Origin of the sequence: Rhodococcus sp. DT1, from assembly GCF_049844875.1 — a bacterium.
Lineage (GTDB): Bacteria > Actinomycetota > Actinomycetes > Mycobacteriales > Mycobacteriaceae > Rhodococcus.
The window spans coordinates 568,333-583,705 of record NZ_JBNCLW010000002.1; the positions used below are offsets into that span (position 1 = coordinate 568,333).

Genomic DNA, 15,373 nt, shown 5'->3' on the forward strand with positions numbered 1-15,373 from the left:
GGCCCTGTCCGGGGACCTTCGTCACCCTGCGAGGATGTGCGGCAACCCGGCGTGAAAGCGGTCCGCATCGACGCGACGGAACGGCTCGAGTTCCGGAGGTTCGTGCAGGCGGTGCATGGCGGGCGGTTGCGCCGTGGATCCCGAGGCGACGAGCAGGGCAGAGACGGCGGCACGCGCGGACTCGTTCGCTGATTCCATGGTGGCCAGGTCGATGTCCGTCCGCACGTAGTCGCCGGCGAGGAACAGGTTGGGAATCGCCGTGTGGGCGTCCGGCCTGTTCTTCCACGAGCCGGCGGTGTTGATGAGCAACGGCGTGTCGTTGGTGTTGTGTCCGCTCGCGGCGTTCCAGCGGACCCCCGGATCGAGGAACCACGAGACGAGGTCGTCGTCGCGCAGCACGGGTTCGCCGACATCGTTGAGGCAGCGCTGCATCTGCACCCACGTCTCGCGGGCGATCTCGTCGGGGGTGCACTCCTTGGCGGTTTTCCCGTAGAGGATTCCGGGAGTGTCCCAGTCGGAGATGTCGACGGACAGGCAGTCGTGGGCGCTCCCGTCGCCGTACCGCGCGGCGAAATCCCCTCGCCAGAACTGTGCCTGGCTGATCGAGGTGAGTGCCCACGGGGTGCCGAGATAGGCCACGTGTCCCTGCGCGATTCGGGTGGGTGCACGCAGGAAGTACTGGATACCGACCATCCAGTCCGTCGTGAGGTTGCGCATGAGTTCGAGCCGGGGATCGGCGTCGAGGACGGCCGGAGACCACAGCGGCACCGCGCGCTCGACGGGCATCGCCGCGACGAACCAGTCGGCGTCGGCAACGGCACGATTCCCCGAGGAGTGCGCAACCCGGGCCGCGGTGACCCTGCCGCCCGCGAGGTCGAACTGATCTGCACGCCAGCCCATTTCGAATTTCACCCCGCGCTCGCGCAGGAGCGCTGCCCACGGGTCGATCCAGGCTTCGTTCGTCGGTGCCGAGAGCAGGCGGTCGAGGTGCCCGTAAGACGGTACGGTCCCCAGCGCGTTCCAGACGAACGCCTGGCCCATGATGCCGATCGTGCGGGTCGACACCGTCTGCGGACGGGCCGCGACGAGTTGCCGCGTCAGCGCGGAGACGAGGATGTCGCGGTAGCCCTGCGACTTGCCGTCTGCTTCCAGGGTCTGCGACCACGTCTGGTGTTCCCACTCGTCGTTGCGGCGTTCGAGGCAACTGGTCAGGAACATCACCAGTTTGCGTGCGAACACCGCGAGTTCGTGTGGGGGGATGGCACCGCCGAGGGAGAACGCGGCACCGAGCGACTGCTGCAGTGAGTCGAGATCGTAGACGTCGAGTCGCAGCGGGCTGATCGAAGCCGGTGCGGTGAGGTCCGGGCCTCCGGGCATCGACATCCGGAAGGCCGGGCCCGACACCAGGTTGTCGAACACTCCGTTCGGGTTGCCGGGAAACGGGATTCGCCGCATCGTCTCCGGGATGTGCTGATAGAAGCCGGGGAAGAACCGGAACCCGTGCTCTCCCGGTAAGTCGAGGCGGCCGCCACTGCCGGTGCCGGGGGACGGGATGCTGCGTGCCTTGCCGCCGAGTGCCGTCGGCTCGTAGACGGTGACGTCGAATCCGCGCTCGACGAGTTCGTGGGCGGCCGTGAGTCCGGCCATTCCGCCGCCGAGGATCGCGACGCGACGGCCGGTCGAATGGACCGCGGGCGCCCTCCGCACCGGGTGGGGCGCCCTCGCCCCCGGCGGACCGGCCCCGGCAGCGGGTGGCAGCGCGGCGGCGGCGCCGAGCGCACCCAAGGCGGTGAGGACGGAGCGACGGGACAGGCGTGCGTCGGACATGGAACCCCCCAGTTCGGCGACGACGGCGACAGCCGTGCGGTGCGTTCCCGTGACGACATTGGCAACGCACGTTGTCAAATATGGCCGATGATTGGCCCTCCCGTGGGCGAAATCGACGTCGCACCGTGTCAGGATTGGACCATGAGTATCGGAACACTGGTTCTGCTCCGCCACGGCGAGAGCGAATGGAACGCGATGAACCTCTTCACCGGCTGGGTGGACGTGCACCTCACCGACAAGGGCGTCGCCGAGGGCAAGCGTGCCGGCGCGCTGCTCGCGGAACAGGGTGTCCTGCCCGACATCGTCTACACGTCGCTGCTGCGCCGTGCGATCAGCACCGCGAACTTCGCCCTCGACGCCGCCGACCGGCACTGGATCCCCGTCGTCCGGGACTGGCGACTCAACGAGCGTCACTACGGCGCGCTGCAGGGCAAGAACAAGTCCGAGATCAAGGACGAGTTCGGTGAAGAGCAGTTCATGCTGTGGCGCCGCAGCTACGACACGCCGCCGCCGCCGATCGAGCCGGGCTCGAAGTACAGCCAGGACACCGATGTCCGGTACGCGAATCTCGACGAGGTTCCGCTGACCGAGTGCCTGAAGGACGTCGTCGAGCGGTTCATCCCGTACTGGGAGTCGACGATCTCGCAGGACCTGCTCGCCGGAAAGACGGTGCTGGTCACCGCGCACGGCAACTCGCTGCGTGCGCTCGTCAAGCACCTCGACGGTATTTCCGATCAGGACATCGCGGGCCTGAACATCCCCACCGGCATCCCGCTCCGTTACGACCTGGACGAGAACCTCCGCCCCCTCAACCCGGGCGGAACCTACCTCGACCCCGAGGCCGCCGCTGCCGGCGCCGCGGCAGTCGCCAACCAGGGCGCGAAGAAGTAGTGCCGCCGCCGTGCCCGCGCGCGACACGTCTCGTGCGGGCACGGCAAACGGTGGATGAACAACCGGACAATGCCCGCAAAAAAGGGCGTGACGTGCAGTGAACGTCATCGACCCGGTGTCGTCCGCCGTGCCGGTGTTACTACGATTCTCATCGTGAGTGTTACGCAGGCGGTCCTGCTGGCAATCGTTGCCGCGGTCCTCGGCGCCGTTCTCGCGCTGGCGGTGTCGCAATCGACCCGGCGACGCCGCGCCGCCGAGCGCGACGACGCGGGTCCCACCATGGCGGATGTTCTCGATCGCGTGGTCTACGGGTCCGCGACCGGTATCGCCGTCGTGGACAAATTCCATGACGTGATCCTGTTCAACCCCCGCGCAGAAGAGCTCGGGCTCGTGCGCAACCGTCTCGTCGAAGATCGCGCATGGGCGGTCGCCACCCGGGTCCTCCAGACGGGTGAGCCTCTCGAACTCGACCTCGGTCCCAAGACGCCCCACGGCCGCGACCACATCGCAGTGCGCTGCGTGGCACGAATACTCCTCGACGACGACCCCAGGTTCGTCGTCCTCTACGCATACGACGACTCCGAGCACGTGCGTATGGAAGCAACCCGCCGAGACTTCGTCGCCAACGTGAGCCACGAGTTGAAGACGCCGGTCGGGGCGATGGGACTGCTGGCCGAGGCTCTGCTCGAATCTGCCGACGACCCGGACAGCGTCCGGCATTTCGGCCGGCGGGTGCAGAGCGAGGCTGTCCGCCTCGGCAACCTGGTCACCGAATTGATCGCCCTCTCCAAGCTCCAGGGCGCCGAGAAACTCCCGGATCTCGAAGTCGTCGACGTCGACACGGTCATCGAGGAGTCCCTCGCGCGCACCCGTCTGACCGCGGAGAACGCCGACATCGAGATCACCACCGACAAGCCCTCCGGATTCGAGGTGCTCGGCGACCGGACGCTCCTCGTCACCGCGCTGACCAATCTCATCGCGAATGCGATCGCCTACTCGCCGCCGGGCTCACCCGTATCGGTGAGCCGTTCACTGCGCGACGGGAAGGTCGCCATCGCGGTCACCGACCGCGGAATCGGCATCGAGAAGGACTACCAGGAGCGCGTGTTCGAACGATTCTTCCGCGTCGACAAGGCCCGGTCGCGCGCGACAGGCGGCACCGGTCTGGGTCTCGCGATCGTCAAGCACGTCGCCGCGAACCACAACGGCGAGATCACCCTGTGGAGCAAGCCCGGAACGGGATCGACCTTCACCCTGCTCATCCCCGCCCACGTGGAGGGGGACGTCGACGACAATTCGATGGCGGACCGTGAAAGCGGAGTCGGCCGGTGACGGACAACGCGACCCGGAGACCCGGGTGGCTCCCACTGAACGTACGGAGGACCAGGCAGTGACGCGTGTGCTGATCGTCGAGGACGAGGAATCGCTGGCGGATCCACTCGCCTTCCTGCTGCGCAAGGAAGGATTCGAGGCGACGATCGTGGGCGACGGGCCCTCCGCGCTCGCGGAGTTCGATCGCGCGGGGGCGGACATCGTCCTGCTGGATCTGATGCTGCCCGGCATGAGTGGCACGGACGTGTGCAAGCAATTGCGCAGTCGCTCCGGTGTCCCGGTGATCATGGTGACCGCTCGCGACAGCGAAATCGACAAGGTTGTCGGTCTCGAACTCGGAGCCGACGACTACGTCACCAAGCCGTACTCGGCCCGCGAGTTGATCGCCCGGATCAGAGCGGTCCTGCGGCGGGGCGCCGAGGCCGAGGTCGAGAGTGGACAACCCGACGGGGTGCTCGAGGCAGGACCGGTGCGCATGGACGTCGACCGCCACGTCGTGCAGGTCAACGGCGAGCCGATATCGTTGCCGCTCAAGGAATTCGACCTCCTCGAATACCTGTTGCGGAACTCGGGCAGAGTGCTCACCCGAGGGCAGCTCATCGACCGCGTGTGGGGCGCCGACTACGTGGGCGACACCAAGACACTCGACGTCCACGTCAAACGTCTGCGGTCGAAGATCGAAGCCGACCCTGCGCGACCCCAGCATCTGCTCACGGTTCGCGGACTCGGCTACAAGCTCGAGGAGTGACGAGCACCCCGCACGCCGTCAGGAGTGGTTGTGCGCGGCTGTCGTCGCGGGGTGGACTGCGACGAGTCCCAGACCCTGACGTCGCCGGCACAGACGTGCCAGTTCGTCGTAGACGGCCGCACCGAGGAGTTCGGTGAGCTCGGGCGCATAGGACTGCCACACCGGACGTTCGCCGACGTGGGCGTCGGGGGAGCCGGAGCAGTACCAGTCGAGGTCGTGCCCACCCTCGCCCCAGCCTCGCCGGTCGTACTCGGTGATGACCGTCCGCAGGATGTCGGTTCCGTCGGGACGCTCGATCCAGTCCTGGGTGCGCCGGATCGGGAGCTGCCAGCACACGTCCGGCTTCATCTCGAGCGGTTCGATACCGCGCCGCAGGGCCATCTTGTGCAACGCGCAGCCGACCCCGCCCTCGAACCCGGGCCGGTTGAGGAAGATGCACGCGCCCTTGTACCGGCGAGTCCGGAGCGCGGGTTCGTCCTCGAGTTCGTCCTCTTCGAGGAAGCCCTTCTTGCCGAGCCCTTTGTCCATGAACTGCCAGTCGTCGGGCGTGAGATGTTTCACTGCCTTCTCCAGCTTGACGCGGTCGTCCTCGTCGGACATGAACGCGCCGTGCGAGCAGCACCCGTCGTCCGGGCGGTCGGCGATGATGCCCTGGCAGGCAGGTGTGCCGAAGACGCACGTCCACCGGGACAGCAGCCAGGTCATGTCTGCTGCGATGAGGTGCTCGTCGTTGTCGGGGTCGTAGAACTCGACCCACTCCCGCGGGAAATCGAGGGGAACCTCCGGGGCCGGATCGAGCTTGCGTGGGGCGCCGGGCATACCTGCTGTCACAGGTCTCGACGGTAGACCCAGTAACGTGTTGATGTGCGCTTAGGGGTACTCGACGTCGGAAGCAATACCGTTCACCTACTTGTGGTGGACGCCCATCGTGGCGGCCATCCCACACCTATGAGTTCTACCAAGGCGACACTGCAGTTGTCGGAGAACATGGACGACGCAGGCGACATCACCACTCGGGGCGCCGATCGGCTGGTGGAGACGGTCGCCGAATTCGCAAGCATCGCCCGGACCTCGGGGTGCGGCGAGCTCATGGCGTTCGCCACCTCGGCGGTGCGCGACGCCGGAAACTCCGACGACGTGCTGGACCGCGTGCGCCGCGAAGCCGGGGTTTCTCTCGACGTGCTGTCGGGCGAACAAGAAGCGCGGCTGACGTTTCTCGCGGTGCGGCGCTGGTACGGGTGGAGTGCCGGCCGCATCCTGAACCTCGACATCGGCGGCGGTTCGCTCGAGTTGTCGTTCGGTGGGGACGAGGACCCGGACGTCGCGTATTCGCTCCAGATGGGCGCCGGGCGTCTCACCCGTGACTGGTTCCCCGAGGATCCGCCCGGCAAGCGGCGGATCGCCGCGCTCCGTGACTGGCTCGACGCCGAACTCGTCCAGCCCACCAAGCACCTGCGCCACGCCGGCGATCCCGACCTGTGCGTCGGCACCTCGAAGACCTTCCGGACGCTCGCGCGGCTCACCGGGGCCGCGCCGTCGTCGGCGGGTATGCGGGTGCAGCGCACACTGACCGCGAGCGGCCTCCGGCAGCTCATCGCATTCATCTCCCGGATGACCACGGCCGACCGCGCCGAACTCGAGGGTGTGAGCTCGGACCGGTCCCAGCAACTCGTCGCGGGAGCGCTGGTCGCCGAGGCGAGCATGCGCGCACTCGGCGTGGAAACATTGCAGATCTGCCCGTGGGCATTGCGCGAAGGCCTGATTCTGCGGAAGCTCGATACCGACATGGGGGGCGAACTGGTGGTGACTGCCGGATGACCGAGAATCGGAGAAACGACACGGGGCAGGTCTCCGTTGCCGAACTGCTGGCCCGTAACGGCCAGAAGGTGAACTCGCGCAGTGGTGGACGCCGTCGGCGTGGCACGAGCGGCGGAATCTCCGTCGCCGAGCTGACCGGCGAAATCCCCATCACGCGGGCCGCCGACTCCGCGTCCGCCGGGACACGATCGGCCGACGCGGCACCACAGGTGCCGAAGGTCGAGCCGGTGGCGCCGTCCGTCCCCCGGGTGGAATTCGTCGTTCCCGAAACTCCGCGCGTCGAGCCCGTCGTGCCGGTCACTCCCCAGGTCGAGGTCCCCGAACTCGTCACCCCGGCACCGCCGTCGGCGACGGAGCTGACCACCGTGACCGCGCGCCCCGAATTCGGCTCGCCGACAGCAACACCCAAAAGTGGCCTCGGAGCCAAGCCCACCATCGCTTCCCGTTCGACCTCCGCTCCGCGAGGCGCGACGTCCGGCTCCCGCGGCTCGGCGCCGTCGGCAGCCGCGGTGCGGGAAGCACCGAAGGTCGAGTCGCCCACCGAAGTGATCCGGCCGGCCGCACTTCCTCGCCGGGCCCGCGCGCACCTGGGCATATCGGCACCGGACACCCAGAGTGCGCCCATACCCACCCCGCGGGGTGGGGAGGTCGCCGAGCCGCGACTGCTGTCGGGTCCCGCCAGCGACCTGCAAGGCACCGGCACCGAGGACGAGAACGACCCGACCGACACCTACGGCTTCGCCGAGCCGGTCGGGGATGCGCGGAAGGGCGCGCCGGCCTCCGCGGCCGGCGACGGTGCCGACGCTCCCGCACGGGGCAAGCGTCGCCGGAAGAACACCGAGGACGTCCCCGAAAAGGCCTCCCCGCGAAAGGTCGCCCCGGCGAACCCGTCCGACGTGGACGAGCAGACGAGCGGCCGCACCTCCCGGGAAGACCGGACGGACGACGCCTCACAGGACGGTGCAGACGGCGAGCCCGGCGGCAGCAGCCTCAAGCAATGGGCCCTGCTGATCACGGAAAGCGTTGCCGCGGTGGCCGCCGGAGCACTGTTGTTCAAGGGGTTCGAGAAGCTCTGGGACATGATGCCGTGGGTCGCATTCGGCCTGGCGTTGCTGGTGATCGTGGGTCTCGTCGCGCTGGTGCGGATTCTGCGCCGCACCGACGACATCGCCAGCCAGCTCATCGCTCTGGCGGTGGGCGTGTTCGTTGCGTTCGGACCGCTTCTGTTCCTGATGCCCAACGGGTGATGATCCGATGATGACGGCGAACGGCATACGGGTAGGGCTGTCGACCGCGTCTGTGTACCCGGAGAACACGGAAGCGGCCTTCCGATTCGCGGCGGACCTCGGATACGACGGTGTCGAACTCATGGTGTGGGCCGATCCCGTCAGCCAGGATCTCGGTGCAGTCGAGCGACTGGTGCGCAAGTACGGAGTGCCGGTCCTGGCGGTCCATGCACCGTGCCTGCTCATCTCCCAGCGAGTCTGGGGCGCCGACCCGGTTGCGAAGCTCGAGCGATCGGTGCGGGCCGCGGAGATCCTCGGCGCGGCCACGGTGGTGATCCATCCGCCGTTCCGCTGGCAGCGTCGATACGCGGACGGTTTCCCGGACCAGGTCGCGGCGCTCGAGGACACCAGTGACGTATCCGTCGCGGTAGAGAACATGTTCCCGATGCGTGCCGACGTCCTGCTCGGCGGTCGTGAGCGTGGAGCCGAACGCCTCCGGCGCCGCGGACCGGGCCGGGCGGTGTCCACTTTCCGGCCTTCGCTCGATCCGACGGACACCGGATTCCCGCACTACACGCTCGATCTGTCGCACACCGCGACGGCCGGAATGGATCCGATGGCATTGGCCGACCGGATGGGGGACGGGCTGACCCACCTGCACCTCGCGGACGGCCGCGGATCGCCGGTGGACGAGCATCTCGTCCCGGGGGACGGCACCCAGCCGTGCGCGGACATGTGCCGTCGACTCGCGGACAGCGACTTCGCCGGACAGGTCGTGCTCGAGGTGAGCACACAGAGTGCGCGCACCCGGGCGGAACGCTCGGCCATGCTCGCGCGGTCCCTCGAGTTCGCGCGCCGGCACCTTGCCCGGCCGGCACGTCGCGCACTGACCTCGGGTCCGGAGCATCTGCGCCTCACGGAGGTTGCCCGGATACCCGCGCAGTCGGACGACGCCGACGCCGGCGACCAGCAGGGCGACGCCTGACACGACATCCCACCCGCTGTCGGGTACTGCTGTCTGCCGAGATTGGATAGCTGTAGTATCCATTATCGACCGAGGGTGAAAGGGGTCGATCCGTGCGCATCTCCGAACTCGCCTCGCGCGCTCGCGTGCCGCTCCCCACGGTGAAGTACTACCTGCGCGAAGGGCTGCTCATGCCCGGCCGGGTAACCAGCGCGACGCAGGCGCAGTACGACGACCGGCACGTCCGGCGGCTCGGTCTCGTCCGTGCCCTCGCCGCCCAGGGTCTTCCGCTCGACAGGATCAAGACGATCGTCGCGCTCGCGGACCATCCCGGAGACGACCTGTTCGAGGCGCTCGGCAAGGCGATCGCCACGCTCCCGCCCTACGTCCACGAAGAACCCGGGAACACCGGCGGCCCTACCCGTGGTGAGGATCCCGAATATCCCCGCGCCAGGCGCGTGCTCGAGCGTCTCGGCCAGCTCTACGACCCCCGGTTCGCGGCCGTCGCGCAGCTCGAACACGCGCTTGCGGCTCTCGACGCCGCCGGGCTCCCGATGTCCGGGCGCCGCATCGACGCGTACGGCGAGCACATCCGGGAGATCGCGCGTTTCGAGGTCGGAGCCCTGCCCACCGCCTCGCCGCACGAGACCGTCGAGGCCGCGGTGCTCGGTACCGCACTGTACGAGCCGGTCCTCACGGCGATGCGCCGTCTCGCCCATCAGCACCTGGCGGCGGGACTCTTCGTGCCCCCGCACGAGACCCCGAGTAGAACCACCGGCAAGTCGAACACCGAGGAGAACCCGTGAGCACGGCCCATTCCCATCCTTTCCGCGACCTCGTCACCGTCACCGCGACAGGCGAGAACGCCTGGCAGGCGCATATCGACCCCCTGTGGACGATCGGGCCGAAGGTGCACGGTGGCTGCATGCTCGCGGTGTGTGCCGCCGCTGCACGCCGGGAAATCCTCGATGCGGGTGCGGATGCGGCCGTGCAACCGCTCGCCGTCAGCGCCTCGTTCGTCTCCGCACCCGATCCGGGCGAGGTGGACCTCACCACGACCCTGCGCAAGAACGGCCGGCAGGTCGGGGTCGTCGACGTCGAACTCGCACAGGGAGGCCGCGTGGCGGTCCGTGCGAGCGTGACCCTCGGTGTCCCGGACGGCGGTGAGCCGCTCCACACCGTGCCGCACCGCACGAGTTCGCTGCCGGTGGAGCCGGTCGCGGACGCGGTGGCCGTGACCCCCGACCATCCGATGGGTCGGATCGTCAAGTTCGCCGGGCTCGCGAATCTGCATATCGACGGGTCGACCGCACATTTCCTGGCCGGGAAGGAGGGAGAGCCGTCGGTGTCGATGTGGACGCGCCCGCGTCCGGACGACGAGACCGATGTCGACACCGCCGTACTGTTCGCGCTCATGGCAGGCGACATCTCCGCCCCCGTCACGATGAACCGGGGCATGTTCGGCTGGGCGCCCACCGTCCAGCTCACCGCATATCTGCGCCGCGTGCCCGCCCCCGGATGGCTGCGGGTGACGGCGGAGAGCAGTGTGCTGGGCAACAAGTGGTTCGAGGAAGACCACACCGTGGTCGACTCCACGGGCGCGGTCGTCGTGCAGTCGCGCCAGCTCGCGATGATCCCGCGCTGAGGCAGCGCCGCAAGGCGGTGGTTGCCGACACACGACCTGCGATACCGGACGGGCGGCGCGTCGTGGCAGGCTGTCACCTATGACGAGAATTGCTGTGATCGGTGGCGGAAAGATCGGCGAGGCCCTGATCTCCGGACTGCTGCACAACGGCTTTGCGACGAAGGATCTCGTCGTGGCCGAGAAGTACCCGGAACGTGCACAGGAACTGGCCGCGGAGTACTCGATCCGCGTCACCGACAGCACATCCGACGCAGCCGAGGGTGCCGACGTCGTGGTCGTCGCCGTCAAACCCAACGACGTCGACGCGGTGGTCACGGCGTTGTCGTCGGCGGACCTCGACAGCGAGAACGAACAGATCCTGGTTTCTCTCGCTGCCGGTGTCACCACGGCGCGCTACGAGAAGAAGCTTCCGGCGGGCTTCCCCGTCGTCCGGGTGATGCCCAATACGCCGATGCTCGTCGGGCAGGGCGCGAGCGTTCTGGCCGCGGGCCGGCACGCTCGGCAACAGCACCTCGACACCGTCCGGGAACTCCTCTCCACAGTGGGCACCGTGTCGGTGGTGCCGGAAGCGCAGATCGACGCCGTCACCGCTGTCTCCGGTTCGGGTCCCGCCTACTTCTTCCTCGTGGCCGAGGCCATGATCGACGCGGGTGTCGCGGTCGGGCTCACGCGCGCGGTCGCCACCGAACTCGTCGTCCAGACGATGACGGGCTCGGCGGCGATGCTCGCGCAGTCGGGGGAGAACGCCGCGGACCTGCGTGCCGCGGTCACTTCACCGGGCGGGACCACCGCGGCCGCTGTCCGGGAACTCGAACGCGGGGGCGTCCGCAACGCCTTCTACGAGGCGATCGACGCCGCGCGCGCCCGCTCGCAACAGATCGGCAGTGCGCCCGAACCGGGGCCGGGCACCGCGTAAACCCCTCATTATGGGGTGTACCGGATCGGGAGTCCGGGAAAATACCGGTCGTCATCGTCGCACAGGAACCATTCGTCACGCTAAGCTCGAAACAGCACGTGCGTGTCTGTTCCGCCGGAGGGGAAGCCGGCGGCGCGGACGTGCCGGAGGTGTGTAATGGCTACAGGAAACACGCCGTCGAAGGGTCAACAACCCCAAGACGGACAATCGGTTCTCGCCGGTACCCAATTCCTGACGGTCGCCGAAGTGGCGGCGTTGATGAGGGTGTCGAAGATGACCGTCTACAGGCTGGTCCACAGTGGTGAACTACCCGCGGTGCGCGTCGGACGCTCGTTCCGAGTGCATGCGAAGGCGGTTCACGACTACCTGGAGACATCGTATTTCGACGTCGGGTGACGGATCGTCGAAGGCAGTCGCGTCACGGAGCGGACCTCGGTTTCACCAAGGCGTACCCGCCCCGGTACGATTGCTTTTCGTCGTACCGGCGGCCGGTGTCGTGAGGCGCTGAACTCAACGAGGGCCAGCGTCGACATACATCAGGCGTACGTCACCGGCGTGCGTAGGAACGCTATAAGAAACGTGAGGGATGCCCACATGGGTTCTGTGATCAAGAAGCGCCGCAAGCGCATGTCCAAGAAGAAGCACCGCAAGTTGCTCCGTCGCACTCGCGTGCAGCGTCGCAAACTCGGCAAGTAAATCTCTGAGCTTGCCGATGCCCGCCTCCTTCACGGTGGCGGGCATCGCTTGTATCCGCGTCCGGTCACCGGACCGCGGTTGGCGGCATCGCCCCGCGTGTAATGCGCGTATGCCGAACGCGCCGTATTGTGGCCGCATACCGTGAGGACCGCGACAGCGTAATAGCTCGCTGGTGTCACAGGCAGGGGTGGATGTGAGTTCGCAGGGGCGGGAAGCAGAGCAATCTCGTGTGGTGCTCGTCACCGGTGCGAGCAGGTTCCTGGGCGGCTACCTCGTCACACGGCTGGCGCAGAATCCCGATATCGAACGGGTGATCGCAGTCGATACGCAGTCGCCCACCAAAGACATGCACCGGCGGATGGGCCGCGCCGAATTCGTCCTCGCCGACATCCGGAACCCGCTCCTCGGCAAAGTTATCCGCAACATGGACGTCGATACGGTCGTGCATGCGTCGGCCGTCGCCAAAGCTCCCAAGTCCGGCAGTCGTGCAGCGATGAAGGACATGAACATTCTCGGCGCCATGCAACTCTTCGCCGTGTGCCAGAAAGCGCCGTCGGTGCGCAAGGTCGTGCTGCGGTCGTCCTCGGTCGTCTACGGGTCGAGCGCCAAGGACCCGGCGAAGTTCACGGAAGAGATGAGCGCCCGCCGCCGGCCCACCGGGCCCTTCGCCCGGGACATGATCGAAATCGAGGGCTACCTGCGCGGCCTGGCCCGCCGCCGCAGCGACATCGCGACGACGATCCTGCGACTCGCCCCGACCGTCGGGAGTCGGTTGCCCGGTTCCGTGTCGAGCTATCTGACCTCGCCGCTGGTCCCCAGCGTGCTCGGCCGCGACGCGCGGCTGCAACTTCTCCACGAGGAAGACGCCCTCGGCGCCCTCGAGCGTGCCGTCGTCGGCAGGGGGCCGTCCGGAACCTACAACATCGCCGGCGACGGGATCGTCATGATGTCGCAGGCCGTCCGCCGGGCGGGTGGCGTGACGGTGCCGATGCCCTACGCGCTGTTCCGCACCGCGGGGCACGCGCTCATGGGTTCGGTGATGAAGTCGTTCACGAAGGAAGAACTCGACTATTTCCACTTCGGTTGTGGTCTCGACACCACGCGCATGCGCACCGAACTGGGCTTCGAGCCGCGTTGGACGACGCGGGACGCGCTCGACGACTTCGCGCGGGGCATCGGCCTCACCCGGGTGATGAAGACCGAATGGGTGGACAAAGCCGAGTCGATGGTGCTGTCCGCCCTGGGAGAGCGAACGGAGGTTCGATGACACAGGTTGCCAAGGTGATCCCGCTGCACGCCGGTTCGCGTCGTCCGGCGGGCGGAGGCACGCACCGCACCGTGACGCCGGGTCCTCCCGAGCGGAAGGGAAGCGAGGCGAAGCAGTCCGTCGATACCGGTGGACTGCTCGACGACTTCCGTGATGCCCTCATCGCCCAGGTCATCGGTACGGCCGAATTCGTGCGGCGGCGCATGACCGGCGATTACGAGGTCGACGATTTCGGCTTCGACCCGCATTTCGCCGACAACGTGGTCCAGCCCGTCCTGCGTCCGCTGTTCGAGAAGTGGTTCCGGGTCGAGGTGCGCGGTGTCGAGAACATCCCCACCGACGGGCGCGCGCTCGTCGTCGCCAACCACGCCGGGACGTTGCCTCTCGACGCGCTGATGACCTCGGTCGCGGTGCGGGAACGCGCGGGACGGCCGCTGCGGATGCTCGCCGCCGATCTCGCGTTCGACATGCCGGTGGTCGGGACGGTCGCACGCAAAGCCGGCCACACCCTCGCGTGCCACCCCGACGCCGAACGGCTGCTGCGCGAGGACCAGGTGGTCGCGGTGTTCCCGGAGGGCTACAAGGGTCTCGGGAAACCGTTCAAGGAGCGCTACAAGCTGCAACGATTCGGCCGCGGTGGATTCGTGTCGGCGGCGCTCAAGACCCACGCCCCTATCGTGCCGTGCTCGATCGTGGGTTCGGAGGAGATCTACCCGAACCTGGCGGACCTGACGTCGCTCGCGCGTTTGCTGGGTCTGCCGTATTTCCCCGTCACGCCGCTGTTCCCAGTGCTCGGTCCGCTCGGGATCATTCCGCTGCCGTCCAAGTGGTACATCGAATTCGGCACACCGATCGCCACCGATGTGTACGACGAAGTGGCAGCCGACGACCCGATGGTGCTGTTCGAGGTCACCGACCACGTGCGGGAAACCATCCAGCAGACGCTCTACAAACTGCTCACGCGCCGCCGCAACGTCTTCCTCGGTTAGAGCTTCCTCCGGCCCGTCGGTGCAGTGGTGCGACCGTCAGTTGCGGTCGCGGCGACGCCCGACCATCACGGCGACCGCACCGCCGGCCGCTCCGAGGCCCAGCGCGGTGGGCACCCCGACCTTCGCGGCTTTGCGGCCCGTCCGGAAATCCCGGATCTCCCATCCCCGCGTCCGCGCGACCTGCCGGAGATCGGGGTCCGGGTTGATCGCCACAGCGGTCCCCACGACCGACAGCATCGGCAGGTCGTTGTGGCTGTCGGAGTACGCGGTGCACCGTTTGAGGTTGAGGCCTTCACCGATGGCGAGCGCACGCACGGCGTGCGCCTTGCCGAGACCGTGCAGGATGTCGCCGACGAGCCGGCCGGTGAACCTGCCGTCCTCGGCTTCCGCGACGGTGCCGAGCGCACCGGTCAGACCGAGCCGTTTCGCGATGACATCCGCGAGCTGGACCGGTGTCGCGGTGACCAGCCAGACCTGCTGACCGGCGTCGAGGTGCATCTGCGCGAGCGCGCGGGTGCCGGCCCAGATCTTGTCGGCGATGATCTCGTCGTAGATCTCTTCGCCGAGGCGCCGGAGTTCCTCGGTGGAGCGCCCCTGCACGAACGACAACGCCTTGTCGCGGCCGATGGCGACGTCGTGGGCATTCTCCTTGCCGGTGACGCGGAACTTCACCTGCTGCCACGCGAACTCGAACAGGTCCGACTTCCGGAAGTAGTCGCGCGCGACGAGTCCGCGCGCGAAGTGGATGATCGACGCGCCCTGCACCATGGTGTTGTCGACGTCGAAGAACGCGGCCGCGGTGAGATCGCGAGCCGGTGGCGCGGCATCGAGATCGGGTTCGGGTTCGGTCCGTGACTCCTGCATCGCGAGGGCGGCATCGGCACTCGCCGCGCCCGCGAGGTTGGCGCGCACCTCTTCTTCGCTCGGGCCGAACTTCCGCGACAGCAGTCGCCGGCCGGGCCTGATGATCCGCGCCCATGTTTCGCCCATGCCCCACCCGTAGGGAAACGAACCTGCTGGCACTCGCACCTCCGGTGTCGCGACGGCCGGGTCC

Annotated in this window: 16 protein-coding genes; 13 read left to right on the forward strand and 3 right to left on the reverse strand. The window is 67.9% G+C overall.

Going from position 1 to position 15,373, the window contains the following annotated elements; genetic code table 11:
• Positions 1-21: 21 nt before the first annotated feature.
• Positions 22-1,827, reverse strand: coding sequence for a hydroxysqualene dehydroxylase (locus ACLQ3J_RS06920; protein ID WP_425902641.1), 1,806 nt, complete (start codon positions 1,825-1,827; stop codon positions 22-24).
• A gap of 141 nt (positions 1,828-1,968) precedes the next feature.
• Between ACLQ3J_RS06920 and ACLQ3J_RS06925 the strand changes: the two genes are divergently transcribed.
• The 3 genes from ACLQ3J_RS06925 (at position 1,969) to ACLQ3J_RS06935 (ending at position 4,798) form a co-directional block, all read left to right on the forward strand.
• Positions 1,969-2,718, forward strand: coding sequence for a phosphoglyceromutase (locus ACLQ3J_RS06925; RefSeq protein WP_169619396.1), 750 nt, complete (start codon positions 1,969-1,971; stop codon positions 2,716-2,718).
• A gap of 153 nt (positions 2,719-2,871) precedes the next feature.
• Positions 2,872-4,050: a sensor histidine kinase gene (locus tag ACLQ3J_RS06930; RefSeq protein WP_296549448.1), complete on the forward strand. Its 1,179-nt coding sequence runs from the start codon at positions 2,872-2,874 to the stop codon at positions 4,048-4,050.
• A 58-nt stretch (positions 4,051-4,108) separates the two neighbouring features.
• Complete coding sequence (locus tag ACLQ3J_RS06935) at positions 4,109-4,798, forward strand: response regulator transcription factor (RefSeq protein WP_169619400.1); 690 nt, start codon at positions 4,109-4,111, stop codon at positions 4,796-4,798.
• A gap of 18 nt (positions 4,799-4,816) precedes the next feature.
• Here ACLQ3J_RS06935 and ACLQ3J_RS06940 read toward each other — a convergent pair whose 3' ends face one another.
• Positions 4,817-5,617 carry a hypothetical protein gene (locus ACLQ3J_RS06940; protein ID WP_425902759.1) on the reverse strand — a complete coding sequence of 267 codons (801 nt, stop codon included), beginning with the start codon at positions 5,615-5,617 and terminating at the stop codon, positions 4,817-4,819.
• Positions 5,618-5,662: 45 nt separating this feature from the next.
• Here ACLQ3J_RS06940 and ACLQ3J_RS06945 point away from each other — a divergent pair, with 45 nt between their 5' ends.
• The 10 genes from ACLQ3J_RS06945 to ACLQ3J_RS06990 all read left to right on the forward strand — a co-directional run bounded on the left by ACLQ3J_RS06945 (position 5,663) and on the right by ACLQ3J_RS06990 (position 14,319).
• Positions 5,663-6,616 (forward strand): Ppx/GppA phosphatase family protein, encoded by a 954-nt coding sequence (locus ACLQ3J_RS06945; RefSeq protein WP_169619402.1) that lies wholly within the window; start codon positions 5,663-5,665, stop codon positions 6,614-6,616.
• Positions 6,613-7,863, forward strand: coding sequence for a hypothetical protein (locus tag ACLQ3J_RS06950; RefSeq protein ID WP_425902643.1), 1,251 nt, complete (start codon positions 6,613-6,615; stop codon positions 7,861-7,863). Before ACLQ3J_RS06945 ends, ACLQ3J_RS06950 begins: the two co-directional genes overlap by 4 nt.
• Positions 7,864-7,870: 7 nt before the next feature.
• Positions 7,871-8,827, forward strand: a complete 957-nt coding sequence (locus ACLQ3J_RS06955; protein ID WP_425902645.1) for a sugar phosphate isomerase/epimerase family protein — start codon at positions 7,871-7,873, stop codon at positions 8,825-8,827.
• A gap of 92 nt (positions 8,828-8,919) precedes the next feature.
• Positions 8,920-9,612 carry a MerR family transcriptional regulator gene (locus tag ACLQ3J_RS06960; RefSeq protein WP_425902647.1) on the forward strand — a complete coding sequence of 231 codons (693 nt, stop codon included), beginning with the start codon at positions 8,920-8,922 and terminating at the stop codon, positions 9,610-9,612.
• Positions 9,609-10,451 carry a thioesterase family protein gene (locus ACLQ3J_RS06965; protein WP_425902648.1) on the forward strand — a complete coding sequence of 281 codons (843 nt, stop codon included), beginning with the start codon at positions 9,609-9,611 and terminating at the stop codon, positions 10,449-10,451. Before ACLQ3J_RS06960 ends, ACLQ3J_RS06965 begins: the two co-directional genes overlap by 4 nt.
• Before the next feature lie 79 nt (positions 10,452-10,530).
• Positions 10,531-11,367: a pyrroline-5-carboxylate reductase gene (proC, locus tag ACLQ3J_RS06970; protein WP_425902649.1), complete on the forward strand. Its 837-nt coding sequence runs from the start codon at positions 10,531-10,533 to the stop codon at positions 11,365-11,367.
• A gap of 156 nt (positions 11,368-11,523) precedes the next feature.
• Positions 11,524-11,763 (forward strand): helix-turn-helix domain-containing protein, encoded by a 240-nt coding sequence (locus ACLQ3J_RS06975; protein WP_169619414.1) that lies wholly within the window; start codon positions 11,524-11,526, stop codon positions 11,761-11,763.
• A 198-nt stretch (positions 11,764-11,961) separates the two neighbouring features.
• Positions 11,962-12,063: a 30S ribosomal protein bS22 gene (locus tag ACLQ3J_RS06980; RefSeq protein WP_003402602.1), complete on the forward strand. Its 102-nt coding sequence runs from the start codon at positions 11,962-11,964 to the stop codon at positions 12,061-12,063.
• A gap of 193 nt (positions 12,064-12,256) precedes the next feature.
• Positions 12,257-13,330, forward strand: a complete 1,074-nt coding sequence (locus ACLQ3J_RS06985; RefSeq protein ID WP_425902671.1) for an NAD-dependent epimerase/dehydratase family protein — start codon at positions 12,257-12,259, stop codon at positions 13,328-13,330.
• Positions 13,327-14,319, forward strand: coding sequence for a lysophospholipid acyltransferase family protein (locus ACLQ3J_RS06990; protein ID WP_425902673.1), 993 nt, complete (start codon positions 13,327-13,329; stop codon positions 14,317-14,319). The genes ACLQ3J_RS06985 and ACLQ3J_RS06990 overlap by 4 nt, the downstream gene beginning before the upstream one ends.
• Before the next feature lie 36 nt (positions 14,320-14,355).
• On the opposite strand, the gene ACLQ3J_RS06995 is transcribed toward ACLQ3J_RS06990, so the two are convergent.
• Positions 14,356-15,309: an HAD family hydrolase gene (locus ACLQ3J_RS06995; protein ID WP_378608299.1), complete on the reverse strand. Its 954-nt coding sequence runs from the start codon at positions 15,307-15,309 to the stop codon at positions 14,356-14,358.
• Positions 15,310-15,373: the final 64 nt, after the last annotated feature.

What these genes read in the sequence shown, in the direction of transcription:
- ACLQ3J_RS06995 (WP_378608299.1), bottom strand. Translation starts at nt 15,309, where the DNA reads ATGGGCGAAACATGGGCGCGGATCATCAGGCCCGGCCGGCGACTGCTG.
- ACLQ3J_RS06940 (WP_425902759.1), bottom strand. Translation starts at nt 5,617, where the DNA reads ATGCCCGGCGCCCCACGCAAGCTCGATCCGGCCCCGGAGGTTCCCCTC.
- ACLQ3J_RS06975 (WP_169619414.1), top strand. Translation starts at nt 11,524, where the DNA reads ATGGCTACAGGAAACACGCCGTCGAAGGGTCAACAACCCCAAGACGGA.
- ACLQ3J_RS06980 (WP_003402602.1), top strand. Translation starts at nt 11,962, where the DNA reads ATGGGTTCTGTGATCAAGAAGCGCCGCAAGCGCATGTCCAAGAAGAAG.
- ACLQ3J_RS06990 (WP_425902673.1), top strand. Translation starts at nt 13,327, where the DNA reads ATGACACAGGTTGCCAAGGTGATCCCGCTGCACGCCGGTTCGCGTCGT.
- ACLQ3J_RS06925 (WP_169619396.1), top strand. Translation starts at nt 1,969, where the DNA reads ATGAGTATCGGAACACTGGTTCTGCTCCGCCACGGCGAGAGCGAATGG.
- ACLQ3J_RS06950 (WP_425902643.1), top strand. Translation starts at nt 6,613, where the DNA reads ATGACCGAGAATCGGAGAAACGACACGGGGCAGGTCTCCGTTGCCGAA.
- proC (WP_425902649.1), top strand. Translation starts at nt 10,531, where the DNA reads ATGACGAGAATTGCTGTGATCGGTGGCGGAAAGATCGGCGAGGCCCTG.
- ACLQ3J_RS06955 (WP_425902645.1), top strand. Translation starts at nt 7,871, where the DNA reads ATGATGACGGCGAACGGCATACGGGTAGGGCTGTCGACCGCGTCTGTG.
- ACLQ3J_RS06920 (WP_425902641.1), bottom strand. Translation starts at nt 1,827, where the DNA reads ATGTCCGACGCACGCCTGTCCCGTCGCTCCGTCCTCACCGCCTTGGGT.